Source organism: Lentzea sp. JNUCC 0626, from assembly GCF_043632865.1.
In the GTDB taxonomy this organism is placed as follows: domain Bacteria; phylum Actinomycetota; class Actinomycetes; order Mycobacteriales; family Pseudonocardiaceae; genus Lentzea.
In genome coordinates this window covers 8866091-8890022 of record NZ_CP171635.1, presented here as the reverse complement: position 1 = coordinate 8890022, position 23932 = coordinate 8866091, and the positions used below count along the sequence as shown (strand labels likewise).

General features: G+C 68.8%; 22 protein-coding genes and 2 pseudogenes. 8 read left to right on the top strand and 16 right to left on the bottom strand.

Going from position 1 to position 23932, the window contains the following annotated elements:
* Positions 1-2: 2 nt before the first annotated feature.
* The 4 genes and pseudogenes from JNUCC0626_RS41645 to JNUCC0626_RS41630 form a co-directional block, all read right to left on the bottom strand.
* A complete protein-coding gene (locus tag JNUCC0626_RS41645; RefSeq protein WP_394616139.1) occupies positions 3-1130 on the bottom strand; it encodes a sialidase family protein in 1128 nt (375 codons plus the stop codon).
* Positions 1131-1495: 365 nt separating this feature from the next.
* Positions 1496-3163 (bottom strand): annotated as a pseudogene (locus JNUCC0626_RS41640) (helicase-related protein); the annotation flags it as partial.
* A 1020-nt stretch (positions 3164-4183) separates the two neighbouring features.
* Positions 4184-4681, bottom strand: a pseudogene (locus JNUCC0626_RS41635) (OB-fold nucleic acid binding domain-containing protein); the annotation flags it as partial.
* 14 nt (positions 4682-4695) lie between these two features.
* Positions 4696-6306 carry a DAK2 domain-containing protein gene (locus tag JNUCC0626_RS41630; protein ID WP_394616138.1) on the bottom strand — a complete coding sequence of 537 codons (1611 nt, stop codon included), beginning with the start codon at positions 6304-6306 and terminating at the stop codon, positions 4696-4698.
* A 148-nt stretch (positions 6307-6454) separates the two neighbouring features.
* Between JNUCC0626_RS41630 and rpmB the strand changes: the two genes are divergently transcribed.
* Positions 6455-6646, top strand: a complete 192-nt coding sequence (gene rpmB, locus JNUCC0626_RS41625) for a 50S ribosomal protein L28 (RefSeq protein WP_355565876.1) — start codon at positions 6455-6457, stop codon at positions 6644-6646.
* Between the two features lie 19 nt (positions 6647-6665).
* Here rpmB and JNUCC0626_RS41620 read toward each other — a convergent pair whose 3' ends face one another.
* The 5 genes from JNUCC0626_RS41620 to JNUCC0626_RS41600 all read right to left on the bottom strand — a co-directional run bounded on the left by JNUCC0626_RS41620 (position 6666) and on the right by JNUCC0626_RS41600 (position 10733).
* Complete coding sequence (locus JNUCC0626_RS41620) at positions 6666-7865, bottom strand: MFS transporter (RefSeq protein ID WP_394616137.1); 1200 nt, start codon at positions 7863-7865, stop codon at positions 6666-6668.
* Between the two features lie 43 nt (positions 7866-7908).
* The gene (locus tag JNUCC0626_RS41615; RefSeq protein ID WP_394616136.1) at positions 7909-8583 is read right to left on the bottom strand and encodes a uracil-DNA glycosylase; all 675 of its coding nucleotides are present in this window, start codon (positions 8581-8583) and stop codon (positions 7909-7911) included.
* Between the two features lie 183 nt (positions 8584-8766).
* A complete protein-coding gene (locus tag JNUCC0626_RS41610) occupies positions 8767-9288 on the bottom strand; it encodes a gamma carbonic anhydrase family protein (RefSeq protein ID WP_394616135.1) in 522 nt (173 codons plus the stop codon).
* A 10-nt stretch (positions 9289-9298) separates the two neighbouring features.
* On the bottom strand, positions 9299-9709 hold the full coding sequence (locus tag JNUCC0626_RS41605; protein WP_394616134.1) for a GNAT family N-acetyltransferase: 411 nt from the start codon (positions 9707-9709) through the stop codon (positions 9299-9301).
* A 55-nt stretch (positions 9710-9764) separates the two neighbouring features.
* Positions 9765-10733 carry a thiamine-phosphate kinase gene (locus tag JNUCC0626_RS41600; RefSeq protein WP_394616133.1) on the bottom strand — a complete coding sequence of 323 codons (969 nt, stop codon included), beginning with the start codon at positions 10731-10733 and terminating at the stop codon, positions 9765-9767.
* 97 nt (positions 10734-10830) lie between these two features.
* Here JNUCC0626_RS41600 and JNUCC0626_RS41595 point away from each other — a divergent pair, with 97 nt between their 5' ends.
* Positions 10831-11064, top strand: a complete 234-nt coding sequence (locus tag JNUCC0626_RS41595; RefSeq protein ID WP_030467939.1) for an Lrp/AsnC ligand binding domain-containing protein — start codon at positions 10831-10833, stop codon at positions 11062-11064.
* A gap of 23 nt (positions 11065-11087) precedes the next feature.
* A complete protein-coding gene (locus tag JNUCC0626_RS41590; RefSeq protein WP_394616132.1) occupies positions 11088-11651 on the top strand; it encodes a DUF3515 domain-containing protein in 564 nt (187 codons plus the stop codon).
* Here JNUCC0626_RS41590 and JNUCC0626_RS41585 read toward each other — a convergent pair.
* Together JNUCC0626_RS41585 and JNUCC0626_RS41580 are read right to left on the bottom strand one after the other, a co-directional pair.
* Positions 11648-12697, bottom strand: coding sequence for a D-alanine--D-alanine ligase family protein (locus JNUCC0626_RS41585; RefSeq protein WP_394616131.1), 1050 nt, complete (start codon positions 12695-12697; stop codon positions 11648-11650). The two genes, JNUCC0626_RS41590 and JNUCC0626_RS41585, sit on opposite strands and share 4 nt — an antisense overlap.
* A 481-nt stretch (positions 12698-13178) precedes the next feature.
* Positions 13179-14549: a PLP-dependent aminotransferase family protein gene (locus tag JNUCC0626_RS41580; RefSeq protein ID WP_394616130.1), complete on the bottom strand. Its 1371-nt coding sequence runs from the start codon at positions 14547-14549 to the stop codon at positions 13179-13181.
* Between the two features lie 67 nt (positions 14550-14616).
* Here JNUCC0626_RS41580 and JNUCC0626_RS41575 point away from each other — a divergent pair, with 67 nt between their 5' ends.
* A complete protein-coding gene (locus JNUCC0626_RS41575) occupies positions 14617-15261 on the top strand; it encodes a pyridoxamine 5'-phosphate oxidase family protein (RefSeq protein WP_394616129.1) in 645 nt (214 codons plus the stop codon).
* Here JNUCC0626_RS41575 and JNUCC0626_RS41570 read toward each other — a convergent pair.
* The 4 genes from JNUCC0626_RS41570 to JNUCC0626_RS41555 form a co-directional block, all read right to left on the bottom strand.
* Complete coding sequence (locus JNUCC0626_RS41570; protein WP_394616128.1) at positions 15242-15700, bottom strand: cysteine dioxygenase; 459 nt, start codon at positions 15698-15700, stop codon at positions 15242-15244. The two genes, JNUCC0626_RS41575 and JNUCC0626_RS41570, sit on opposite strands and share 20 nt — an antisense overlap.
* Positions 15701-15818: 118 nt before the next feature.
* A complete protein-coding gene (locus JNUCC0626_RS41565; protein WP_394616127.1) occupies positions 15819-16886 on the bottom strand; it encodes a cystathionine gamma-lyase in 1068 nt (355 codons plus the stop codon).
* Positions 16883-17893, bottom strand: coding sequence for an NAD(P)H-dependent glycerol-3-phosphate dehydrogenase (locus JNUCC0626_RS41560; protein ID WP_394616126.1), 1011 nt, complete (start codon positions 17891-17893; stop codon positions 16883-16885). The genes JNUCC0626_RS41565 and JNUCC0626_RS41560 overlap by 4 nt, the downstream gene beginning before the upstream one ends.
* 2 nt (positions 17894-17895) lie before the next feature.
* Positions 17896-18603 (bottom strand): lysophospholipid acyltransferase family protein, encoded by a 708-nt coding sequence (locus JNUCC0626_RS41555; RefSeq protein ID WP_394616125.1) that lies wholly within the window; start codon positions 18601-18603, stop codon positions 17896-17898.
* A gap of 74 nt (positions 18604-18677) precedes the next feature.
* On the opposite strand from JNUCC0626_RS41555, the gene cofC reads away from it, so the two are divergent.
* From cofC to JNUCC0626_RS41535, 4 genes are all read left to right on the top strand, one after another.
* Complete coding sequence (gene cofC / locus JNUCC0626_RS41550; protein ID WP_394616124.1) at positions 18678-19301, top strand: 2-phospho-L-lactate guanylyltransferase; 624 nt, start codon at positions 18678-18680, stop codon at positions 19299-19301.
* Positions 19302-19355: 54 nt separating this feature from the next.
* Positions 19356-20330, top strand: coding sequence for a hypothetical protein (locus JNUCC0626_RS41545; RefSeq protein WP_394616123.1), 975 nt, complete (start codon positions 19356-19358; stop codon positions 20328-20330).
* On the top strand, positions 20330-21088 hold the full coding sequence (locus JNUCC0626_RS41540; RefSeq protein WP_394616122.1) for a hypothetical protein: 759 nt from the start codon (positions 20330-20332) through the stop codon (positions 21086-21088). Before JNUCC0626_RS41545 ends, JNUCC0626_RS41540 begins: the two co-directional genes overlap by 1 nt.
* A 144-nt stretch (positions 21089-21232) precedes the next feature.
* Positions 21233-22399 (top strand): acyltransferase family protein, encoded by a 1167-nt coding sequence (locus JNUCC0626_RS41535; protein ID WP_394616121.1) that lies wholly within the window; start codon positions 21233-21235, stop codon positions 22397-22399.
* Here JNUCC0626_RS41535 and JNUCC0626_RS41530 read toward each other — a convergent pair.
* Positions 22321-23853, bottom strand: a complete 1533-nt coding sequence (locus JNUCC0626_RS41530) for a hypothetical protein (protein ID WP_394616120.1) — start codon at positions 23851-23853, stop codon at positions 22321-22323. The genes JNUCC0626_RS41535 and JNUCC0626_RS41530 overlap by 79 nt on opposite strands.
* Positions 23854-23932: the final 79 nt, after the last annotated feature.

Here is a 23932-nt window from a genome sequence, read left to right as displayed (position 1 = left end):
CTCTATCCGGGGAACGGCGGCAGGCTGCTCGTGGCCCAGCTCGTGTGGCAGCCGCCGTTCGCCGTGTAGTCGCTCGCGAACCCGATGAGTTCGGTCCCGTCCAGCGAGGCGACCCCGCTCGGGTGGTAGTTCGGGCAGGCCTTGTCGCGCGCCTGGGGCACTGGCACCGGCGCGGGCACCTCGTACCAGCCGTCCTTGCCGCCGTTCTCGGACACGAAGATCGTGCGCCCGTTGCCGGCGTCGACCCGGCCGTTGGCGGACATCAGCATCTGCCCCATGAGCAGCACCCGCCCTGTCGCGGTGCCGTTGGGTGCGAGCACGATCGACGGCGTGTGCGCGAAGTACTTGCCGTCCTTGGTCGTCGGCCGCGTGCCGTGCTGCTGCGGATCGCCCCAGTTCCGGCCGTCCCTGCTGCTGCGGTGGTACGCCTCGCAGAAGTACTGGTTCGGCTGCGCGCAGATCTCGTACATCATGTAGTACTCGCCGGTCGGCAACCGCTTGACCTGCTGCATCCCGGGCCGCAGGTAGCTCTCTCGCAGGGCCACCACCTTCTCCTTGGCCGACCACGTGATGCCGTCCTTCGACGTGGTGCGGCCGATGTACTGGCTGTGCGCGCCGTCCGACTCGTCGCTGAAATAGCAGTGCAACAGGCCGTCGGCGTCGACCGACAGGTCCGGCTCCCACAGCCCGCCCTTCGGCTTGGCCCGCGCGCACTCGGACAGGAACCGCCAGCTCTCGCCCACGTCGTCGCTGCGCCAGATCCTCGCCTTGAGCGTCTCCTCCTTGTAGCCGATCGAGCCGGCCCAGAGGAGCGTTCCCGCCGGCATGTCGCCCACCTGGCGCGGCAACTCGTAGAGGTGCCCGCAGCACGTCGCCGTCGCGCTCGCCCCGTCGGTGAACTCGGCGATCTGCTTGAAGCGCTTGCCGGTGCGGCCGGCTTTCAGGACGTTCACGACGTGGTCGCCGTGCAGCGCCACCAGGATCGAGCCGCGCTGGGGGCCGTGCTCGAGGCGGATGGCGTGCGGGTACCTGGACTCCTCGCCGGTCAGCACGACCGGGGCCGCCCACGCCCTGGTCGGGGTGGTGAGGGCGATGAGGGTGACCAGGGTGGTGATGATCATGCTCCGCACGGCTTGGAAGGTAGCCGGGGGCGGGACGGTGGCCGGACGAATCGGGCACGTGCCGCGGTCACACCTTCGGGTGGCGCGGGGGTGGGCGGGGTTTGAGGTAAGGGCGGGTGGGGACGCGCGAGACCGGTGATGGTGGTGGGAGGTGCGGGCAGGCGTGAGGGCGGTGAGCGGCGAAGAGGAGGACAGGCAGGCGCGACGGGCGAGCAGCCACGGCGGGCATGGCACGCAGGCGCAGGGTTGGTGGCGAGCGCCGCGCCACCGACGAGTAGGCGCAGCGGCAAGCTGGCTGCCGCACCCGCGAGCGGGCCGGCGGGTGAGCGTGCCCGTGTGCACGCGCGTCCCGAGCGCCGGCGTGGCCCGCGGGCCTAGGTCTTCTCCAGGTACTCCGCTCGTTCCTCCGTCAGCAGCGTCGCCACCATCCCCGCCAGACCGGGGTGCTTCTCCAGGTCCGGGTCGGCGTCGACGACCTGCTGCGCCGCCGTCCGCGCGTCCGCGATGATGTCCTCGTCGCGCAGCAGCGAGAGCATCTTCAGGCCCGACCTCCGGCCTGACTGGGCGGCGCCGAGGATGTCGCCCTCGCGGCGGAGTTCGAGGTCCAGTTGGGCCAGTTCGAAGCCGTCCAGAGTGGACTCGACTGCGCGCAGGCGTTCCATCGTGGCCGTCATCTCGGGCATCTCGGTGACGAGCAGGCAGAGGCCTGGTGCGCTGCCTCGGCCTACGCGGCCGCGGAGCTGGTGGAGCTGCGAGACGCCGAAGCGGTCGGCGTCCATGATGGCCATCACGGTGGCGTTCGGGACGTTGACGCCCACCTCGATGACGGTGGTGGCCACCAGGACGTTCACCTCGTTGGCGGCGAAGGCGCGCATCACCGCGTCTTTGTCCTCCGGGGGCATTCGGCCGTGGAGGATTTCTATGCGCAGGCCTCGGAGTGGGCCTGCGGCGAGCAGGTTGGCCACGTCGATCACGGACAGGGCCGGGCGCTTGTCGTCGTCGCCGTCGGACTTCGCCGGCTCCTCGTCGCCGATGCGCGGGCACACGAAGTACGCCTGGTGGCCCTTGGCCACTTCCTCGCGCACTCGGGCGAAGGCCCGGTCCAGCCAGGCCGGCTTTTCGCGGGCCGGGACCACCGAGGTCTTGATCGGGGAGCGGCCGCCGGGGAGTTCGCGCAGGGCCGAGACTTCGAGGTCGCCGTAGACCGTCATGGCCACGGTGCGCGGGATCGGGGTGGCGGTCATGACCAGGACGTGCGGGTTCTCGCGTTCGCCTCGGGCGCTCAAAGCCGCGCGCTGCTCGACGCCGAAGCGGTGTTGTTCGTCCACCACGACCAGGCCCAGGGAGTGGAACTCCACCTTCTCCTGGATGATCGCGTGCGTGCCGACGACGATGCCCGCCTCGCCGGTCATGATGTCCAGCAACGCGGAACGGCGCTGCGCGGTGTTCATCGAGCCGGTCAGCAGCGTCACGCGGGTCGCGGTCTCGGCGCCGCCCAGTTGGCCTGCCTGGGCGAGGTCGCCGAGCATCTCGGTCAACGAGCGGGCGTGTTGTGCCGCAAGGACTTCGGTCGGGGCGAGCATCGCCGCCTGACGGCCCGCGTCGACGGCCTGGAGCATCGCTCGCAACGCGACCATGGTGTTGTGGGTGACCACGAAGTGATCGGTCACGTAGAGCTGGTCGGGGTGTGCGACGGAGATGCACTGAACCGGCTTGCGGCCGACGAACTCGACAGCGCGGATCGCCCGGACCGGCTTTTCGTATTTGGTCCGTTCCTTGACCAGCTCTGCCTTGCGGGTGAGCCGGAAGGGCGGGAACTCGTTCGGCAGACGAAGACTGACCAGGTAGTACGTCTTGCCCATCTTCTCGACCGGGCGGACTCGGCCCGTGCCGCCCAGCGATTCGGCCAGCCAGGACACTTGGTCCGCCAGCCGTGGCGACGCGGAAAGGAAAGTCACGTTCGAGCCGCGCTCCCGGTCGAGCGTGCCGTCGGTGTCGAGCAGGCCCTGCAACAGCGCGTGCCGAACCTTCACTGGAGCGATCAGGTAGTTCTCGGGGAGGAACTTGTCTCCTGATCGATGGCCGTAGACCCCGAGGTCGCGCAAGGCGTTCAGAACCGGGTTGGTGCCCTTGCGGCATCCGTTCACGGACCAGTCGTACTTGTTCGACCAGACAGGTTTGACCAGGTGGGCACCTCTGGGAAGAGCCGCCATCAGTTCCACGATCAGCTCTGGATCTGCACTGGTGAACATGACCCGGCCGTTGAGCAGTGAGCCGTCACCGATCAACAGCCCGAGCACGTACGGGTCCAGCGGCCGTTCGGTCAGGCAGTCCAACTCGGGCGCCGCCACCACGGGCAGGTGCCACTTCGAAGCACCGTTCGACGTGGTGAGGTCGTCGCGGATCTCCCGCAACGTCAGCACCTTGAGCGGGTTCCCCCGATCGCGGCGCACGGTCGTGTTCACAGCCCACAGGTGCTCGAGATCCGACTCGACGCTGCGGCCGTCGGAGAGCAGCACGCGATAGACGTCGCGCTCGCCCTGGGGGAAGACACCCTTGACGACCGTGACCTCGCCGCTGGGGGCGATCACCTCATCGCCCACCTGGATGTCGCCCATCCGCACGAAACCGGTCGGTGTGAGGACCAGGGAGTCGAGCGGCTGCGCCTTTCCCGAGCCCACCTCTCCTTGCAGGAGGCGGTTCATCGGCACGACGGACTCCAGGTCGGAGGCGATCTGCTCGCCCACCTCGACCTGCCCCGCCGTCAGCTTGAACGGCAGCCGCGCGTCGAACGCGTCGCGGATGCCGCCGGAACGGCGCGCGCACGAAGGAGCCGGACGGGCCGTGGAGGCCTTGCGGCGCTGAGCCAGGGCCAGCTGCACGGCCAGCGCCTCGTCCCACTTCAGCCTCAGCTGCGCCACGGAGATCTGCGCCCAGCTCTCGGGGCGGTGGATCGACCGCAACGCGTCCTCCAGGCCGATCAGGCCCTGCTCCTCGCGGAAATCAGCGGGCAGCGGGTCCTCCGGCACGCCGTCCCAGATCTCCAGGAGCTGCTTCACGCAGTTCGCGATGTTCCACGTGTTGATGTGCTGCGACGCCGGGTAGACGGGCAGGAACGCCTGCAGGAACGAGGAACCGTCCTGCTCCGCGGTGAGGACCTCGAACGCCGGGTGCACCAGCTGCAGGTTCTGCCGGTAGCGGCCCACCTTGCCCGCGAACAGGGCGCGCGTGCCGGGCAGCAGCTCCTGTTCGGCGACGAACGCGGGCTTGCCGAAGAACACCAGGTGCAGTTCGGAGGTGCCGTCGGTGATCACGGCCTCGGTCATCTGGCCGCGACGCGCCTTCATCTGCCGCTTCTGGCACTTGCGGACCTCGGCCTGCACCGTGACGTGCTCGTCGATTTCCAGCGAGCGGATGTCCGTCAGCTTCCCGCGCTCGTCGTAGCGGCGCGGGTAGTGGCGCAGCAGGTCACCGACCGTCGTGAGGCCGAGGCCGGTCTCCAGTGCGTCGGCGGTCTTCTTGCCGAGCAACGGCTGCAGCTTGTCGTCGAAGGAGATCATCGCGTCCCATTGAACTACTCGACACCGACAAAAATCACCGCGTCGGGCTGGCCACCCGGATACGCGGTCACCTCGACCTCCGGATGGGTGACCCGGAGGTGGTCCTCCAGCACGTCCGCGAGGCCCTCGGGCGCGTCGGCGCCCAGGATCACCGTCACCAGTTCACCACCGCCCGCCAGCATGCGGTCGATCAGCCGGCAGGACAGGTCCATCAACGACTCCGGCGCCGGCGGGCCCGGTTCGATCAGCACGACCTCGCCGTCCAGCATGCCCAGCAGGTCGCCCGGCTGGCAGCGGCCGACCCACGTGATCGCCTCGTCTGCGGCGATCGCGAGTTCGCCGCGACGGGTCGCGGCGGAGGCTTCGGCCATTGCGACAACGTCGTCACCCGCGCGACGAGACGAGTCGTGCACCGCCAACGCAGCGAGAGCCTGCACGGGCGAGAACGTCGGCACCACCACCACGTCCTGCCCTGCGGCCTGTGCGTACGCCACGGCCTCGTCCAAAGCCTCGCGGATGTCCGGGTCACCGGGCAGAACGGCGACGTGACGCGCGCGCGTCGACACGATGGCGGACAACAGGTCCGTGGGCGTCGCAGAAGAAGAAGCGAGGTCGAACACCGTGGCGCCCTCAGCGCGGAACAGGTCCACAGCGCCGCTCACCACCACCACGATCGCCCGATCACGCACGAACCGGGACGCCTGCGCGGCGATCTGGTCGGCGAACCGCGCCACCGTGATCCGGTGCGGACGGCCGGCGCGCACACCCGACTCGATGGCCGCGCCGATGTCGTTGCAGTGCACGTGCACGGTCCACAACGACGCCCCGTCGCCCACGACCGAAACGCAGTCGCCCAGCCCGTTCAACGTCCCGCGCAGCTCTCCCACAAGATCTTCGGACGTTTCGTCGAGCAGGTACATGACCTCGTACTCGAACTCCGACGACCCGCTCTCCCGCTCGGTCGTCAGCGACTCGGGCGTGCGCGGCAGCAAGGGAGCGTCTATCGGTGTTTCCACACTCTGGCCGGTGATCACCGCCGCCAGTGTGTCCAACAACACAACGAGCCCGCGACCGCCCGCGTCGACCACCCCGGCCTTCGCCAGCACGGCGAGCTGACGGGGCGTGTCGGCCAATGCCACCGCACCCGCGCGCGACGCCGCCATCACCACGTCGTCCAGTTCGTCGGACCCGCAGTCACGGGCCGCCTCGGACGCCGCGTGCAGCACGGACAGCACCGTCCCGGGCACGGGCTTGGAGACCGCGGCCGTGGCCAGCTCATCGGCCCGGTGCAGGCCCTTGCGCAACGAGGACCCGGTGACCAGCGAGACCTCCTGCACGGTCTCCGCGAGGCCCCTGAGCACCTGCGACAGGATCACGCCCGAGTTCCCCCTGGCCCCGGCCAGCGCCCCGCGGGCCAGCGCCGACAGCGCGTCCCCGACCGTCGACATGGGCGAGCGCAGCAGCGCGTCCAGCGCCGACTGCATCGTGTGCAGCAGGTTCGTACCTGTGTCACCATCCGGGACGGGGAAGACGTTGATCTGGTCGATCGACTCCCGATTGGCGTCCAACGACCGCACGCAGGCGTCCGCCCACCTGCGCACCGCGACCGCATCCATGACCTGCATGGCGGCGAGAGTATCCACCCGGTTTGGTCGCGGGTGAGCCCACCGGTTACCCTCATCGAGTTGCCGTGCCCGGTTGAGGCTTGTGCACGCTTGCGCGCCCACCGGGACGCATGACTTACCGCTTGAGGAACCTGAAGGAGTGGCTGACGTGGCTGCCGTGTGCGACGTCTGTGGCAAGGGGCCGGGCTTCGGCCATTCGGTTTCGCACTCCCAGCGGAAGACGAACCGCCGCTGGAACCCGAACATCCAGTCTGTGCGCGCGAAGGTCTCGACCTCGCAGCGCCAGCGGATCAACGTGTGCACGTCCTGCCTGAAGGCCGGCAAGGTCGTGCGCGGCTGATCACCGCCACAGTACGTTTTCAGTTCGAAGAGAGCTCGGCCACGGCCGGGCTCTCTTCGCGTTTCAGGGCCCGCCGCACGAACACCAGGCAGATCACGCCGACGAGCAACGCTCCGGCGCCGCCGAGCGCGAACACCGCCCGTGGCCCCATCACGAGCAACAACCCACCGGCGGCAGCGGTCCCCAGCAGGTTCGCGCCGGTCACCATCGATCCGACCGCGGCGAACGCCCGCCCGCGCATCTCCTCAGGAGTGCGCAACCGCACGAGCGCGTTCATCGTGACGTTGTCGACGCCGTTCGACACACCACCGATCACCCAACCGATCCCGGCGGCCACGACGAACGGGAACGTAGCCGGGATCAACACGGCGATCCCAGTGGTGATCCCGGAGATCGCGAGCGCCTGAGCGATCTCCGAGACGCTCGTCAGCCGGGCGGCCAAGCGGTTCCCGAGCAGGATGCCGACCATCCAGCACGCCTGCATCGCGCCCAGCACGAACTCGTCGCCGTGCAGCACGTACCGCACGAACGCCGGGTCGGCGACGTTGATCACCACGACCGCGCCGACGAAGAGCGCCAGGCCGAGGATCGCGGCGAACAACACGGGATCACGCCGCACGTGCCGAATCCCCGCGAGAGCACTGGGACGCGCCGCGTGCTCGCCGGAGGGCCTGCGTTCGGAACGCACGAACGCCAGCAGCGCGGCGTAGACGAGGAACGTGGCACCGTCGACGAGCAGCGCCACGGGATACCCGAAGAAGCCGGCGAGCAACGCGCCGAGCGTCACGCCGGCGAGACTGCCGAGACTGCGCGCGGTGCCGACCCAGGCGTACCCGCGCGTCGCTTCTTCTTCGCCCGCGATGTGCGGCACCAGAGCGGACGTCGCGGGCACCGTCACCGCACGACCGCACCCGGAGAGCAGCACGAGTGCGACGACGAGCAGGGGCTGGCTCATGACCGGCGCGATGGTCGCGATCGCCACGCCCTGCAGGAGCAGCGCGCTGATCAGCAGCCTGCGGTTCGGCAGCTTGTCGACCAGCAGTCCGGCGAGCGGCGCACCGAGCACGAACGGCAGCAACTCGGCGACCAGGATCGCGGCCACCAGCAACGGACTGATGGGCGTCGACCAGAACAGCAGGACGAGCACGGACAAGGAACTGCCGAACTCGGACACGGCCGAGCCGGCAGCCAGGATCTTCAGATCACGATTCCCCCGCACGCGTCACGACGTTAGCGGCGTGACGCGTGCGGGGATCAACGAATTACGGGAGCTTCCAGTCGATCGGCTCGGCGCCCTGCTTCTCCAGCAGTTCGTTGGCGCGGCTGAACGGCTTCGAGCCGAAGAACCCGGAGTGCGCCGACAGCGGCGACGGGTGCGCGGATTCGATGGCGGGCAACGGTTCCAGCAACGGACGCAGGTTGCGCGCGTTGCGGCCCCACAGGATCGAGACCAGAGGTGCGTCACGGGCGGCGAGCGCCTTGATCGCCTGCTCCGTCACGGCCTCCCAGCCCTTGCCCTGGTGGGAGTTCGCCTTGCCGGGCTGCACGGTGAGCGCCCTGTTGAGCAGCAGCACCCCGCGCTCGGACCACGGCGTGAGGTCGCCGTTGGACGGAATCGGGTGACCGAGGTCCTCCGCGTATTCCTTGTAGATGTTGATGAGCGACTTGGGAATGGGGCGGACGTCCGGCGCGACCGAGAACGACAGACCGACCGCGTGGCCGGGCGTCGGGTACGGGTCCTGGCCGACGATCAGCACCTTCACCTGGTGGAACGGCTGCTGGAAAGCACGCAGCACGTTCTCGCCCGCAGGGAGGTAGGTGCGACCGGCGGTGACCTCCGCGCGGAGGAACTCACCCATGGCGGCAATTTGGTCAGCAACGGGGGCGAGAGCTTCAGCCCAACCGGCTTCGACAACTTCGTTGAGGGGACGAGCCACGGCTGTGAACCCTATCTCACCTATTGCCGCGTCAGTCGGCCTTTGCCCCGTATTCGACGTTCAGACGGTCGCATCGTGGTGCCGGCCCCGCGTCCCTGTACTGGTTGTACCGGGGCGCGGGGCCGGTGCCGCGAGGCGACCCGCTGAGCGTCGAAGACGCGGCGAAGGTCGGCTGACGCGGCACTAGTCGAGCCGGCGGAGCTTCTCCCGGTACAAAGCGATGTTCTGCACGTATTTCTCGACGATGAATTCCCAGGCCCGTTCCGGCACAACGTGTCCGGCGCGTTCGCGGGCAGGAACTCCCAGCACCATCGTGCGTTCGCGGACGTGGCCGCCGAACGAGACCACCGCGCCGGCGCCGACGATCGCGCCCTTCTCCACGATGGAACCGTTGAGCACCACCGATCCCGAAGCGATCAGGCACTCGTCCGCGACGGTGGCGCCCTCGATGTGCACGTTGTGGCCGACCACGCAGGACGATCCGATGTGCACCGGGTGGACCTCGGTGCAGTGGATGACCGTGCCGTCCTGGATCGACGTGCGCTCGTCGACGACGATGCGCCCGTAGTCACCGCGCAGCACGGCCTGGGGCCACACCGAGGAGAACGCGCCGATGCGCACGTCGCCGATCACGGTCGCGTCCGGGTGGACGTACGCGTCCGGGTGGATCTGCGGCGTGTAGTCCCCCAACGCATAAATGGCCATGCGCCTGAACCTACAACGACTTCCCGAAGCAACGGCTGTCCGGGTGGTCGCGGTACACGCCGAAGTTGTCGATCCGCTCGTACCCGCTGGAGGTGTACAGGCTGATCGCCTCCGGCTGGCGCGTCCCGGTCTCCAGCACCATGCGCGCCAGGCCCGCCTCGCGCGCGGTGGCCTCCAGGTGCACGAGCACGAGCCGGGACAGGCCCTTGCCGCGCGCCGAGTCGACCACGTACATCCGCTTGATCTCGGCGGCGCCGGCCAGCTCGTCGTTGACCCGCCAGCCGCCGCACGCGACGGGCACGCCGTCGAGGTAGCCGATGACGAAGTACCCGAGCGGCGCGGCGAACTGCGCCGGGTCGACCGGCGTGATGTCGACGTCGCCGTAGCGTTCGACGTAGACCTGCTGGAGGTCGTCGATCATCTTGACCGAGTCTGGATGGTCATACGCGCGCGTGAATAGTTCCACGCCACGAATTCTACGCGCGCCAGTGCTCCCAGCCAGGAGGTTTTTCGTAGACCCTGCCGTCGACCGTGACCCCTTCGCCCGCCCGGACCGTGCCGATGGTCGTCCAGTTCGGCGGCACCGCCTTGGGGCCCGGGAATGTGGCCGCGAGCGCGTGGTCCTCGCCTCCGGTGAGCGCCCAGTGCCGGGCGTCCCCGCCGAGCGCCGACGCCACGTCGAGCAGGCGCGGGTGCAGCGGCAGCAGTTCCGTGCGGACGTCGATCGCGACGCCCGAGGAGTCCGCGATGTGGCCGAGGTCCTGCAGCAGGCCGTCCGAGATGTCGATCATCGACGTCGCACCGGCCTCGGCGGCCCTGGGGCCCTCCTCGTACGGCGGCTCCGGGGTGCGCTGGGCGTTCACTATCCCGACCGGCGAACGGAATCCGCGACCGAGCACGGCGAGCCCGGCGGCGGCCCAGCCGAGCCGTCCGGTGACCGCCACGACGTCCCCGACGAGCGCGCCGGACCTCGTGATCGGCTCGAGTCCGTTCATGTCACCCATTGCGGTGATGGAGATCACGAGCGTGGCGGAGCTGACCATGTCGCCCCCGACGATGCCCGCGCCGACCTTCGCCGATTCCTCCCACAACCCGGCCATGATCCCCTGCACGACGGCCGCCGGCGTGTCCGCGGGACACGCGAAACCGACGAGCAGGGCGGACGGCAACGCTCCCATCGCGACGACGTCGGCGAGGTTCACCGCGGCCGCTTTTCGGCCCACCTGCTCAGGACTGGACCAGTCGAGTCTGAAGTGGACACCCTCGACGAGGACGTCCATCGAGGCGACGACCCGTCCGTCCGGGACGGCGACGACGGCAGCGTCGTCACCGGGCCCGAGGATGGTCGTCTCCGGCTGCGCCCGACCGGCCGTCACCCGGTGGATGAGATTGAACTCACCCACATCGGCGACCGTCTCCGCGTCGCGCGGCGGCTCCGGACGCAAAGTTGCCTCCCAATCTGAGCATTCGGAACCCCAACTGGGGTACGTTGCGTGACACGTTCCTACCTCGACCCAACCTGTCGCGACGAAGGGGCACGCCGTGGTGCATGCATACATCCTCATCCAGACCGAGGTCGGCAAGGCCGCCGCAGTCGCCTCCGAGATCTCCGGGATCGCCGGGGTAGCCACCGCAGAAGACGTCACCGGGCCGTACGACGTCATCGTGCGCGCCGAAGCGGAGACCGTCGACCAGCTCGGCCAGCTCGTGGTCGCGCGCATCCAGAACGTCGAGGGCATCACTCGCACGTTGACCTGCCCGGTGGTCCATCTCTAGTCAGCCCGTGTTGTCATAGCCGGGTGACTCAGCAGGAAACCACGTCAGCGCTGTCCCGGCCGTTGCTCGCGGCGGTCGGGCTCGCTGTCGTGCTCGCCATCGGTGTCGCCGGCCTCGGGTTGTGGCTGGGCACGGGAAACCAGTCGGAGGACGTGCCCGGTCGCACGGGCCCCCTCGCGCTGGTCTCGATCGACGCACCGTCGGCGGGCGCACCGGAATGCGCTTCCCTGGTCGAGAAGCTGCCGGTGGGGTTGCCGTCCGGGAAGGACATGCTGCCGCGCAGGGAGCTCGCCTCCCCGGCACCACCCGCGGCGGTCGCCTGGGGTGACGCCAAACACGATCCGGTGGTTCTGCGCTGCGGACTGCCTCGTCCGTCCGAACTGTCGGCGACCTCGCAGCTGCGCGTGATCTCCGACGTCCAGTGGCTCGAACTGCCCGGCGCGGACAGCTCCACGTGGGTGATCGTCGACCGAGGCGTGTACGTGGCGCTGACGGTGCCCGCCGACGCGGGCACCGGACCGTTGCAGGACATCTCCACGACGGTGCGCGACCTGCTGCCCAAGCAGCCGGTCAAGACCACTGCCTAACGCAACCCCGAGCCGCGCTTGATCGCCGTCTCGATCAACGTGGTCAACAGGCTCTGGAAGTCGAGGCCCGTCGCCTCCCACGCCTTGGGGTACATGGAGATCGGCGTGAAGCCCGGCATGGTGTTCAACTCGTTGAGCACGATCTCCCCTCCCTCGGTGAGGAAGAAGTCCACCCTGGACAGACCCTGGCAGTCGAGCGCCTTGAACGCCCGAACCGCCAACTCCCGCAACCGCGCGGCGACCTCGTCGTCGAGCTTGGCCGGGATGTCGGCCTCGTACGAATCATTCACGTACTTGGCCTCGAAGTCGTACCAGTCGGCCCCTTCGCCAACGGCCCGCAACTCGGCGGGCACCGAGGCCTCGATCCGCCCGTCGGGGAACTCCAACACCGCGAGCTCGATCTCGCGGGGGCTGTTCACCGCCGACTCGATGATGACCTTGGGGTCGTGCTGCCGAGCCTCGAAGATCGCCGCATCGAGATCGTCCCAGCTGCTGACCTTCGAGATGCCGACCGACGACCCGGCGCGCGACGGCTTCACGAACACCGGCAGCCCGAGGTGCTCCCGCTCGTCCAACGTCAACGTCGTCGCAGCCCTATCAAGGGCCACGAACTTGCCCACCTCGATGCCCTCGGCGGCGAGCAACTTCTTGGCGAAGATCTTGTCCATCACCGCAGCACTGGCGAACACACCGGGCCCGACGTACGGCAGACCACCAAGCTCCAACAGCCCCTGAATGGTGCCGTCCTCACCCCACGGCCCGTGCAGCAACGGAAAGACAACATCGACATCCTTCAGCGCGACGCCGGGCTCGACCGCGACGACAGCCTGGTTGCGCAGCGTGGGAAGGTTCCCGGCCCCCGACTCCAGCGCGGCCGGGTCAGTACCGAGCGACCACTGCCCCTGCGGCGTGATGCCGACGGGCACCACCTCGAACCGGTCCGCGTCCAGGTGCGGCAGGACGCTCTTGGCGGACTGGCAGGAGACCTCATGCTCGGAGCTGCGGCCGCCGAAGACCACGGCCACCCTCGTCTTGCGCTGCGTCATGCGGGCGACCCTACCCGTTTGGGCGATTGTGCCCACCAGCCAGTTGTCCACCGTCAACACCGGCCGGAACGTGCCGGGAACGGCGCACGCAACCGCAGTCGCCAACGCAAGCCGACCACCGCCCAAGCCCGGCGCGAGGTGCCAACCGGACAGCCACAGACGTAAGCCAGCCACCTACGAGTCCTGGCGTGGCGAAGCCGAAGGCGAGCCCGAACGGGCTGCTACCAGGTTGGGCAACCGGTTCCGCCGTTCATGGCGATTGGGGCTTGACCTTGAGGGGCTGGATGCCAACCTGTCCGGTCCGGCCGGGGCGTACTTCACCCCGGCCTTTGAGGCCGCGAATGCATCCAGCTAGAGGCTCAAGGTCAAGCCTCAATCGCAACCCCGCTCACTCGTCATGACCCGCGCGCCCACCCTCGCAAGGTGACAGAACCCCAGGAACGCGACCAACCCCGCTGGAACGCGCCCCCGGTGCCAACCGTCACCCGCCAGCCGTGAGCAACTCGGTCAACACGGGCAACGCCCCAGCCAACTGCTCGCGCGAACAAGCGCTGTACCCGATCGCCAGCCCGTGGAACTTGGGCCGATTCACGTAATGCCGAGCCAGCCCGTCCACCCGCAACCCGCGCTCCAGCGCCAGCCGCATCACCTCGCGTTCGCGGTCGAGCGAAGGCAACAGCACGACCACGTGGGCACCGGCGTCGTCGCCGAGCATCTTGATGCTCGCCGCGGCGAACGTGTCCACGATCAACGCCCGCCGCTCCGACAACTCCCGCCGCAACTTCCGCAGATGCCGCCCAAGATCCCCCATCCGAGCCAACTCGACCACAACCCGCTGCCCAGCAGCGGCAGGACTGGTCCCGGTCAAATCACGGTGCTCAAGGATCGTCGTGGCGATGTGCTCAGGCGCGACCATCCACCCGGCACCCAACGTGGGCGTCAAAATCTTGCTGGTGGTCCCGAGGTGAACAACAACATCCGGCGCCAACGCGGCCAACGACGGCAGCGGCGCCACGTCATACCGAAGTTCACCGTCGTAGTCGTCCTCGATGACGAGCCACCCATCCCGCCGAGCCCGCTCCACCAACGCCACCCGCCGCCCAGCAGACATCCGCCCACCCAACGGGTACTGATGCGCCGGCGAACAATAAACGGCCTTGATCCCAGCAGGCACGGCCTCAGGCAACAGCCCCTCAGCATCCACGGCTGCCTGAACCACGCGAAGACCATTGGCGCGGAAGACACCCACGGCACGCTGATACCCAGGCTCCTCCACAGCCACAGCATCCCCACGCTTCAACACCGCGACCGCGATCTCGGTGAGCACCGCGGTGGTCCCCCCGGTAGCCAGCACCGGATCGGCGTTCACGGCCAACCCACGATGCCGCAGCAAATGCTCGGCAATCGCCTCCCGGTACTCGGGCAACCCAGCCCGCTCAGGCCGGGACAACGGAGCCGCATCAGCCGCAGCACGCCAAGCCCGCCGCCAGGCCGCACGATCCAGCCCTCCAGCCCAAGGAGCCCCAGTACCCAGATCCACAAAATCAGTGACGGCAGGCGCAACGGCCTTGCGCGAACGCTTGCGCAACGGCCCAGGCGGCGTGGTGGTGACGTACGTACCGGACCCGTGCCGCCCAGCGATCCACCCCTCGGCGTGCAACTGTTCATAGGCGGCAGCCGTGACCGTGCGGGACACACCGAGCGAGTCGGCCAACGCGCGCGTTGACGGCAGACGGTCGCCCGCGCGCAGGCGTCCTTCCGAGGCGGCGGAACGCAGGGCATCAGCCAACTGGACGGCGAGTGGTTCGGCGGATTCGCGGTCCAGCGCCACGGGCAGCGCGGTCTCAGCCAAAGTGGCCTTCTCAAATCGATGGAAAATGGCGCTTCAATAATGCCACTTCTCACCCCAAGCTAAAACTATGACCTCTGACGTGCAGCTCTCCCCCACCCCGCGCAGCACCGTCGTCCGCGGCAAGAAGCGAGCCGTCGAAGACCGCCAGGTGCTCTACGACATCCTCGACGCGGGCCTCGTGTGCCATCTCGCCGTGGAGGTCGACGGGGCGCCGTTCCTCATCCCCACCGCGTACGGGCGGGACGGCAACCGCATCTTCCTGCACGGGTCGACCGGCTCACGGTCCATCAGGAGCATGCTCGAGGGCAAGCAGGTTTGCGTCGCGGTCACGCTCGTGGACGGCGTCGTCTACTCGCGGTCGGTGTTCCACCACTCGATGAACTACCGGTCGGCGATCATCCACGGGACGGCGAAGATCGCCGAAGACCCCGAGCACGCGCTGAAGGTCATCACCGAGCACGTCGCGCCCGGTAGCTGGGGCTACTCGCGCGGACCGTCCAAGAAGGAACTCGCGCAGACGGCCTCGCTGGAGCTCGACCTCACCGAGGCGAGCGTCAAGGTGAGGGCGGGCGCTCCTGGCGAAGAGCAGTCGGACATGGACGCGGACCTCGTGTGGGCTGGGCACATGCCGCTCGTGCAGTCGTGGGGCGCGCCCGTGACGCACGAGACGGACAAGGCCGTCCCCCCACACGTCAGCGAACGGGGCCGTTGACCGGGTCGTAGTGGTACGGCGTCATCGCGCGTGTGCCGTGGCGGTACACGTGGATCGACACGGCGGGGTCGACACCGTCGTTGCGCACCTGGTGCACGTACCCAGGACCCCACACGCGCGACTGACCGGCGTGCAGTGAGTGCACGACCTGGATGCGTGTGGTCACCACCTCGGTCAGCAGGCCGGTGACCACGGTGAACGCGCCGGAGGTGTGGTCGTGGTCGTGCAGCGACGCGGTCTGCCCGGGGAGCCAGCTCATCAGCCAGATCTCCTGGTCGTCGGTCTTGTCGACCAACGCCGAGAAGCGCTCCTCCGGGTCGTAGCGGAGCAGGTGCTTCCAGCGGTCGCGGTCGGCCGCCCACGCCAGCGCCACCCGGACGGGGTGCAGCAACGGGGTGTTTTCAGGCAGAACGACGCTGTTCTCAGGAACGGCGAACATCGGGAAAAGGTCCTAACCAGGCGAGTGCGCGAAAAGAGGACGCGGGACTATCGCCAGGTACAACAGCAACATGCGTTGAAGGACATGAGCAGGAGGGTCCCGGAACCGGGACCCTCCGTCAATCCAGTCCCAAGGCGTGGGACACGTCTGTCACCAGGTCGTGTGTGTCCTCGCAGCCGGCCGAGAAGCGCACCAGGCCCTCGGGCACCGGGTCGCCCCACTGGGCCCGCCGGTCCGCCGTCGAGTGCAGGCCGCCGAACGACGTCGCCGCCGACACGAACCGCGACTTCGAGATGAACGCCTCCACGGCATCGGCATCCGAAAGCTCGAACGTCAGCACACCGTTGAAGCGCCGCATCTGCTGTGCAGCCAGCAGGTGCGCGGGATCAGCCTCGGCACCCGGCCAGCGCAGCCCGGAGACCTTGCCCGACAACGCCTCGTACAGAGCCGCCGCGTTGCGCGCCTGCCGTTCCAGCCGCAGGTCGAGCGTTCCGAGGCCGCGCAGCACCAGCCACGTCTCGAACGGGCCGGGGATCGCGCCGCTCAACGTCCGCGCGTCGCGCAGCTTCGCGGCCAGTTCGGGAGAAGCCGCCGTGATGTGTCCGAAGAGGACGTCGGAGTGCCCCGCGACGGCCTTGGTGTCCGACGCGACCACGATGTCCGCGCCGAGTTCCAACGGCCGCTGGCCCAACGGCGTCGCGGTCGTGTTGTCCACCGCCAGCAACGCCCCGGCCGCGTGCGCCTGCTCGGCCAGCGCCGCGATGTCGCAGACGTCCAGACCGGGGTTCGACGGCGTCTCCAGCAGGACCAGCCGAACGCCCTCAAAGGACGGATACGGCCCGACGGTCGGCACCTCGACCACGTTCACGTCCATTTCGGACACGAACTTCCGGCTCAGGAAGTACCCGTCCGACGGGAGGACCAGAGTGTCCCCAGTGGACAGCACGGTTCGCAGCAGCGTCGAGATCGCCGCCATCCCGGACGGGAAGACGACGGTCTCACCGCCTTCCAACGACCCGAGCGCCGTCTCCAGCGCACGCCACGTCGGGTTGCCGCCGCGGCCGTAGTAGTCCTGGCCGCCCAGGTGGAACGCCGACGCGAACACCGGCTGCGCGCCGAACGGGTCGCCCGGCCCGCCCGAGACGGAGTGGACGACGCGGGTGCCGTCGCCGAGTTCGGGGGTCACTGGCGCTCGTGCTTCCGGTCGCGGCCCAGCAGGGCGGCACCGAGCTCGCGCACGCTCAGCCCGTCGTGGCAGACCTGGTGGATGCCTTCGGTGATCGGCATGTCGACGCCGTTCGCCGCGGCCAGCTCGCGGATCGACGAGCACGACTTCACGCCCTCGGCGACCTGCCCGTGCGCGGCCTCCTGCGCCTGCGCGAGGGTGTCGCCCTTACCCAGCCGTTCGCCGAAGGAACGGTTGCGCGACAACGGCGACGCGCACGTCGCCACGAGGTCGCCCAGCCCGGCGAGACCAGCGAACGTCAGCGGGTCGGCACCCAGCGCGGCGCCGAGCCGGGCGGTCTCGGCCAGGCCGCGGGTGATGATCGACGCCATGGTGTTGTCGCCGTACCCCATGCCCGCCGCCATGCCGCACGCCAGCGCGATGACGTTCTTGCACGCCCCGCCCAGCTCGCAGCCGACGACGTCGGTGTTGGTGTACGGGCGGAAGTACGAGTTGGAGCAGGCGTGCTGGAGGTCGACCGCGCGGTCGTGGTCCGTGCACGCGATGACCGTCGCGGTCGGCTGCTCGACGGCGATCTCCTTGGCCAGGTTCGGCCCGGACACCACGGCCACCTGCGACTCGTCGACGCCGGCGACCTCGCGGATCACCTCGCTCATCCGCTTCAACGTGCCGAGCTCGACGCCCTTGGACAGCGACACGAGCGTCGCGTCCGGCGGCAGCAGCGGCTTCCAGCCGGAGAGGTTGGCCCGCAACGTCTGCGACGGCACGGCGAGGATCACCGCGTCCGCCCCGTCCAGCGCCTTGGCCGGGTCCGAGGTGGAGGTGAGGTTGGCGGGCAACGAGATGCCGGGCAGGTAGCCGGTGTTCACGCGGGTCTCGGTGATCTCCGCGGCCACCTCCTGACGGCGTGCCCAGAGCACGACCTCGGGACCGGAGTCCGCGATGACCTTCGCGAACGCCGTGCCCCACGACCCGGAACCCAGCACCGCAACACGTTCGATCGCCATGGTCAGGCCTTCCTCGGTCCGTAGAAGCCCTCGGGCGCCGGCACACCGCGCACCTCGGAGAGAAGACCCTTGACGCTGGTCATCAGCAGGTCGGTGACCTCGCGCAGCACCGCGAGCGACTCCTCGCGGGCCTTGAACTCGCTCAGGTCGATCGGCTCACCCACGAGGTAGGTGACCGTCTTGCGCGGGAACGGCCGGAACTTCTTCTTGTAGTGGTCGTAGATGTCGACCGTGCCCCAGCGGGCGATCGGGATCACCGGGCCGTCGTGCTGCAGCGCGAGCCGGGCGACGCCGGTGCGCGAGTTCATCGGCCAGGCGTCCGGGTCCTTGGTGATCGTGCCCTCGGGGTAGATCACCACGACCTGACCGTCCGCCAGCGCCTCGTGGGCCGCGCGCAGGCTCTGCTGGGCGTCCGACGTGCCGCGGTAGACGGGGATCTGCTTCGCGCCGCGCAGGATCCGCCCGGCCACCGGGATGTTCCACAGGCTGTGCTTCGCGAGGAAGTGCGGCACCCGGCCGTTGCGGTGCGTGAACACCGCGTCGTAGATCGGGTCGAGGTGCGAGATGTGGTTCATGACCAGCAGCGCGGCCCCCTCACGCGGGATCCGGTCGCCGTGCAGGTACTTCCGCCTGCCCAGCAGGCCCGACAGCGGGTAGACGATCACCGCGGCGACCCCGACCCAGAAGCCGCCCTTCTCCCTTTTGGCCACGAGGCCTCTCCTTCACCTGCCGGTTGATCTGCGCCCGAGAGCACATTAGTCGCCAGATCGTGGACTATGGCGAGGTGCGAGACGAAGTCGACCTCCTGGTCCCGGTGAAGACCCTGGACCGGGCCAAGACCAGGCTGACCAGCGCGACCGGCGGAGATCCGGTGTCCCACGCGGCGCTGGCGCTCGCGCTGGCGATGGACACGGTGAGCGCGGCCCTCAAAGCGCCAGGCGTCCGCCGAGTGGTCACGATCACATCCGACCCGGCGGTGGCGTCCGAAATGGCCGCACTCGGCGTCGAGTCGGTACCCGAACCTCCCGAGCCTGGACTCAACGAGGCGTTGCGGCACGGCGCGCGCACGCTCGGTTCGTCCCGCATCGGCGCGCTCCAGGCCGACCTGCCCGCGCTCAGGCCGGACGAGTTGCAGGCCGCGTTGGAGGCCGCCCACGGCCGGCGCGCGTTCGTCCCGGACCGGCAGGGCACCGGCACGACGTTGCTCCTCGCCGCACCGGGCGCGGAACTCGACCCGCGGTTCGGGGTCGGCTCGGCCGGGCTGCACGCGCTCACCGGCGCGCTGCCGTTGCTCGGGCCGTGGCCGTCGTTGCGGTGTGACGTGGACACCGAAGAGGATCTTCGGCTCGCGCTCGGCCTCGGACTCGGCACGCACACCGCGAACGCCTTGCCCGCCTGGACAACCTGAGCCGTCGCCGCGCGTCTTCCGGGTCATCTGGGGTGACCACGACTGGGGAGACTGATGCGAGCGCTCATCGCGCTGGCGGCCGTCACGGCCTTGGCGGGCTGTGTCGCCGCATTTCCGATCGACCGTCCGTCCGACTACACGGCCGAGAGCAAGCTCAGCACGTGCCAGGTCGAGTTACCCGGTAACTGGAAGGACGCGCTGGCGCGCAACGAGACAGAGGCCGGTTCGCACGAGAAGGTCATCGTCGTCGCCGCGAACGAGGACGCCGCCACGACGCTGGTGAAGACCACCCGCAACCGGACGACCGAACTCGTGCTGCGGAACAGCAGCAAACGCCAGCAGGTCATGGCGGTGCAGGACGACGCGCAGCTCTTCGGCGTCGAGTTCGACGGCCGCTGGGTGACGTTCTCCACGACACCGCACCCGGAGAACCTCTCCACGACGACCTACGCGTGGGACTCCAAGAACGACGGCGCGCCCATGAAGATCGGCGACAGCGGTGCCGTGGTGCACAACGGCAAGGCGGCCTGGTCGGACAGCCTGGGCGTGCACCTCTACGACCTGGCGAAGAAGAAGGACCGGGTCGTCGGTCCCGGACGCGCACCCGTGTTCCTCGGTGACGGCCTCGTTTGGTTGCAGGAAGGCAAGTTCCGTGCGGAGGGCACCCTGCCCGACCAGCTGGCGAACGCGAAACCCTCCGGCAGCGTGGCTTCTGACGGCCGCACGGTGGTGTGGACGCAGGGCGACGAGCTGCACGGGTGGCGCGACGGCTGGCCGGACACCCGCCGGCTGGCGGCGATCAAGTCGGTGCCGCGCACGGAAGGCATCGTGTTCCCGCGGGTCAGCGGCGACTTCGTGTCGTGGCAGTCGGAGTCGTCGTACGTCACGGACATCCGCAGCGGCGCGACCATGCACACCAGCGAGGGCGGCTTCTGGCTGGAAGTCCACGGCGGAGCGCTGACGCAGCAGGGGTGGCGCGTGGCGTCTTCCGCACCGTTGAACCGTTTGTCTTCGTTGTCCGCCTGCTGATGCGCAGGCTCGCTGTGGTCGTGATGGCTGGTCTGCTGGCCGGCTGCGGCCCGGAGGAACCGGACCTGTGGGCCAACACGCTCGTGTCGTGCAGCGTGCCGGTCCCGCAGCAGTGGCGGGACTCGCTCAAGGCCAACGAGATCGCGAAGGGCGAGAAGAACGCGGTGTTCGTCATGGCGGCGAGCGACGACGGCCGGTCGGCCGTCGTGCAGACCTGGTCGTCCGAGCTGGAACTCTCGCTGCACACACCGGACGGGCAACTGCGTTCGATCCTCAAGCACCCGCATGCCATGACGGTGGTGGGGTTCGACGGCCGCCTCGTGCGGTTCGCGACCCAGGTGCCCGGCGAAGAAGGCGTGTTCTACAACTGGGACGCCGAGTCCGAGGCGCCTCCGGTGCGGGTGGCCGGGGCGTACCCGGACAGAAATTTCCACTGGGCGTCGGACGGCATCACGTCGGTGTGGGGCGAAGGGCAGCGGTTGTTCGCGATCCGGCCGGGCTGGCCGCGACCTCGGATGATCGCCGAGGTCCGGTGGGAGCCGGACCCGTACCTCTTCAGCACCCTGGACGTGCGCGGCGACTTCGTGCGCTGGACCTATTCGGAAGCCTCGTACATCACGGACATCCGCACCGGATCGACCGTGCACTTCGGCAAGGGCTACGTGCTCGAGGTGATCGGCGGCGCGCTCGTCCGCCGCGGTCCCGACGTCGCCGCGGCCGTTCCGCTCACGGGAATCCCACCTCTGCCGCAGTGCTGAGCTCCGTGACGAACACCACGAAAATGTTGGTTTGAGCAACTTCACCGGGAACCCCGGCACCTTTACATCCGTATCCCCCTGTGTGCCGAACGACGTAACCCCCTGACGTCGTTTCCCCGACGCGTCCCCCTGAGGTGTTCCTGCATGAGTTCACTGACGCACGCCGACTACCTGGCGTTGCGCCGCTTTCCCGCTCTCGACGGCCTGCGCGCCATTGCCGCGGTGCTCGTCGTCTTCTTCCACTACGGTGGTCCTGACTGGCTTCAGGGCTGGGCCGGTGTCCAGATGTTCTTCGTCCTCAGCGGATTCCTGATCACCACGCTGATGCTGCGCGAAGAGCGCAGGTCCGGCCGGATCTCGCTGAGCGAGTTCTACCTGCGCAGGGCGTTCCGGATTCTCCCGGTGTACTTCGTGATCCTGCTGGTGACGGTCGTGGCGTCGCTGCTGTACGGGACGTTCGTCAGCAACGGGATCGGCCCCGCGCTCAAGCACTTCCTGACGTTCACCAACGAGTTCGCGGACGCGAGCCCGTACGGGCAGTCCTGGTCGCTGGGCATCGAGCAGAAGTTCTACCTGGTCTGGCCCCTGGTCGCGATCGCGCTCGGCACCGTCGTGCTGCGCCGCCGCGCCGGTGCGGCCGCCCTCGGCATGCTGCTCGCGCTGGTGCTGGTGAACTTCACGACGGCGCACAGCAACCCCGGCTGGCCGTTGCACTACTTCTCGATCCTGACCGGCGTGGTGCTCGCGATCGCGTTGCACAGCCCGCGTGGCTTCGCGCTGCTCCGGCCGCTCACGAACCCGATCGCGCAGTTGATCGTCTCGTGTGGATTCGTCGCCGTGCACCTGGGCGTCAAGCCGATGTCCGGTTTCCTCGACGGCATCAACGGAATCCCTGGTCACGTGCTGGTCATCCCGGTGTACGCGCTCGCGACGGCGGTGCTGCTGACCGCGATGATCGCGCCCGGCCCGATGACGGCGTTCCTGTCGACGAAGCCGATGCAGTTCGTCGGTGAGCGTTCGTACTCGCTGTACCTGGTGCAGACGATCGCGGCGACGATCGTGTGGTTCTTCTGGCCGGCGTTGTCCGGTCTCGGCCAGTCCTTCGTGGTCACCGGCGTGGGCTTGGCGCTGGCGAGCGTTCTCTACGCGACCGTGGAGATCCCGATGATCAACCTCGGCCGACGCGTGATCACCCGCCAGCGCGCGAAAGCCGCCGTGCGTGCGGGCGTGGCTCAGCAGGGCGCGCCGCAGGCCCCCGCGCCGCAGTCCGAGTCGTCGCGGTTCGCGACCATCGGGCAGGCCCAGCCGTAGAACGGGTTCGGGGCGAGCGGCACGGATTCCCTGTCGCTCTCCCGGATCAGTTCCCTGGCGTGGTGCGCGGTGAGCGTCACCGGAGTGCCTGACGCCTGTGCTTCGTAGGCGCCCTTCTCCAGCTGCAGGATCTCGACGCCGCGGGAGATGTCCGCCACGAACACGGTGCCGCGGTGCCAGTACGGCGCCCACGAGGTCGCGGTGTCCGGCCGCCAGTACCCGATCTGGATCGGCTTGGCGGGGTTGGAGATGTCGAGGAACCTCGTGCCCTGGTTGTACCAGGAGTAGGCCACGATCCTCTTCTGCACGTCGAAGTAGTGCGCGGAGCACGTGACGTCGCCGGGGATCGTGCCCTCCTGGTCGTCCGGGCTCCAGATGCCGACCGTTCTCATCTCCTTGGGAGTCTCGCCCCAGCCCTCACCGTTGTGCGTGCCCTGCAGTGAGGAGATGACGAACCGGCCCTCGGTCTTGCAGGTCGGCGACCCGAAGGCCTCCTCGGTGTGCAGCAGCAAGGAGCCCGCCGGGTTCTCCCGCGTGGGCTTCGGTCCGTCGAGCAGAGTCCGGCCGACCGGGCGGAACGAGTTGTGCGTGAACGAGGTCGGCATGTCGGCCTTGGGCACGGTGCCGCCCGCGTACGGGACGGGGTCCCACGCCTTCGCCTCGCGGTACTTGCCGCTCAACGGGTCGCGGTGCCAGCCCCGCGTGTAGTAGCCGCGGGTGCCGTCGTCGCCCGCCACCCACGCGATGCCCTGGGCGTCGACCTGGACGTCGTGCGTGATCTTGCCCTCGCCCGCCTTGCCGCGGACGTCGACGGAGACCGGGAGTTCCTTCGGCGTCTTCGGATCGCGGATGTCCGTCACGAAGATCCGCCCGGTCTTGGCGTCCGACCGGTCGAGGCCGGCGGTCCACAGGAACTGGCAGTCGTTGATGCAGGTACTGGTGTGACCGGTGTTCTGCCTGTGAAAGCTGAGCACCTTGAGGTCCGCCGGGTCCACAGCGGACACGATGTAGTTGCCGGTCGGGCGGTCACCCGGCAGCGCGCGGCCGAACGAGTTGACCTCGCGCGCCAGGAACGCGAGCTTGCGCACCGGATCGACGTTGATGTCCTCGTTCTCCCAGAAGCGCTTCGTCGGGTCGTCGCCCGGCAGCGCCATCTCCTCCTTGGTGAGGTGGTCGAGGAGTTTCGGCTTGTCGAGGTCGCTGACGTCGAACGTCTTGAGCCCGGTCTCCATGCTCACGAACGCCACGTCGCGCTTGCCGTACTGGGCGAACGCGATCGAGATGGCCCGTTCGGTACCGGGAAGTGAGGCTTTCAGGCGAACGTTCTTCGCCGCCGCCTGGAGTCGTGGTTTGTCCACCACGGGGGTCTTTGGTTCGGCGGAAGCCGCCGAAGCCAGGCCTGCCGTGGTGAAGGCCAACAGGGTCGCCGCGGTCAACGTGGCAATAACCTTCATGGATCGACCCTGGCAGCGGCTCGAATGAGACGTGTAGGTCCGAACGTCTAGGGTTCTGCTCCGTGCAGGCGACTGTGTC

Bases quoted from the DNA above. Each gene is read 5' to 3' on its own strand.
- JNUCC0626_RS41630 (WP_394616138.1), bottom strand. From the start codon at position 6,306: ATGCAGGTCATGGATGCGGTCGCGGTGCGCAGGTGGGCGGACGCCTGC.
- JNUCC0626_RS41610 (WP_394616135.1), bottom strand. From the start codon at position 9,288: ATGGCCATTTATGCGTTGGGGGACTACACGCCGCAGATCCACCCGGAC.
- JNUCC0626_RS41605 (WP_394616134.1), bottom strand. From the start codon at position 9,709: ATGATCGACGACCTCCAGCAGGTCTACGTCGAACGCTACGGCGACGTC.
- JNUCC0626_RS41585 (WP_394616131.1), bottom strand. From the start codon at position 12,697: ATGACGCAGCGCAAGACGAGGGTGGCCGTGGTCTTCGGCGGCCGCAGC.
- JNUCC0626_RS41575 (WP_394616129.1), top strand. From the start codon at position 14,617: ATGACCTCTGACGTGCAGCTCTCCCCCACCCCGCGCAGCACCGTCGTC.
- JNUCC0626_RS41570 (WP_394616128.1), bottom strand. From the start codon at position 15,700: ATGTTCGCCGTTCCTGAGAACAGCGTCGTTCTGCCTGAAAACACCCCG.
- JNUCC0626_RS41560 (WP_394616126.1), bottom strand. From the start codon at position 17,893: ATGGCGATCGAACGTGTTGCGGTGCTGGGTTCCGGGTCGTGGGGCACG.
- JNUCC0626_RS41545 (WP_394616123.1), top strand. From the start codon at position 19,356: ATGCGAGCGCTCATCGCGCTGGCGGCCGTCACGGCCTTGGCGGGCTGT.
- JNUCC0626_RS41540 (WP_394616122.1), top strand. From the start codon at position 20,330: ATGCGCAGGCTCGCTGTGGTCGTGATGGCTGGTCTGCTGGCCGGCTGC.
- JNUCC0626_RS41535 (WP_394616121.1), top strand. From the start codon at position 21,233: ATGAGTTCACTGACGCACGCCGACTACCTGGCGTTGCGCCGCTTTCCC.
- JNUCC0626_RS41530 (WP_394616120.1), bottom strand. From the start codon at position 23,853: ATGAAGGTTATTGCCACGTTGACCGCGGCGACCCTGTTGGCCTTCACC.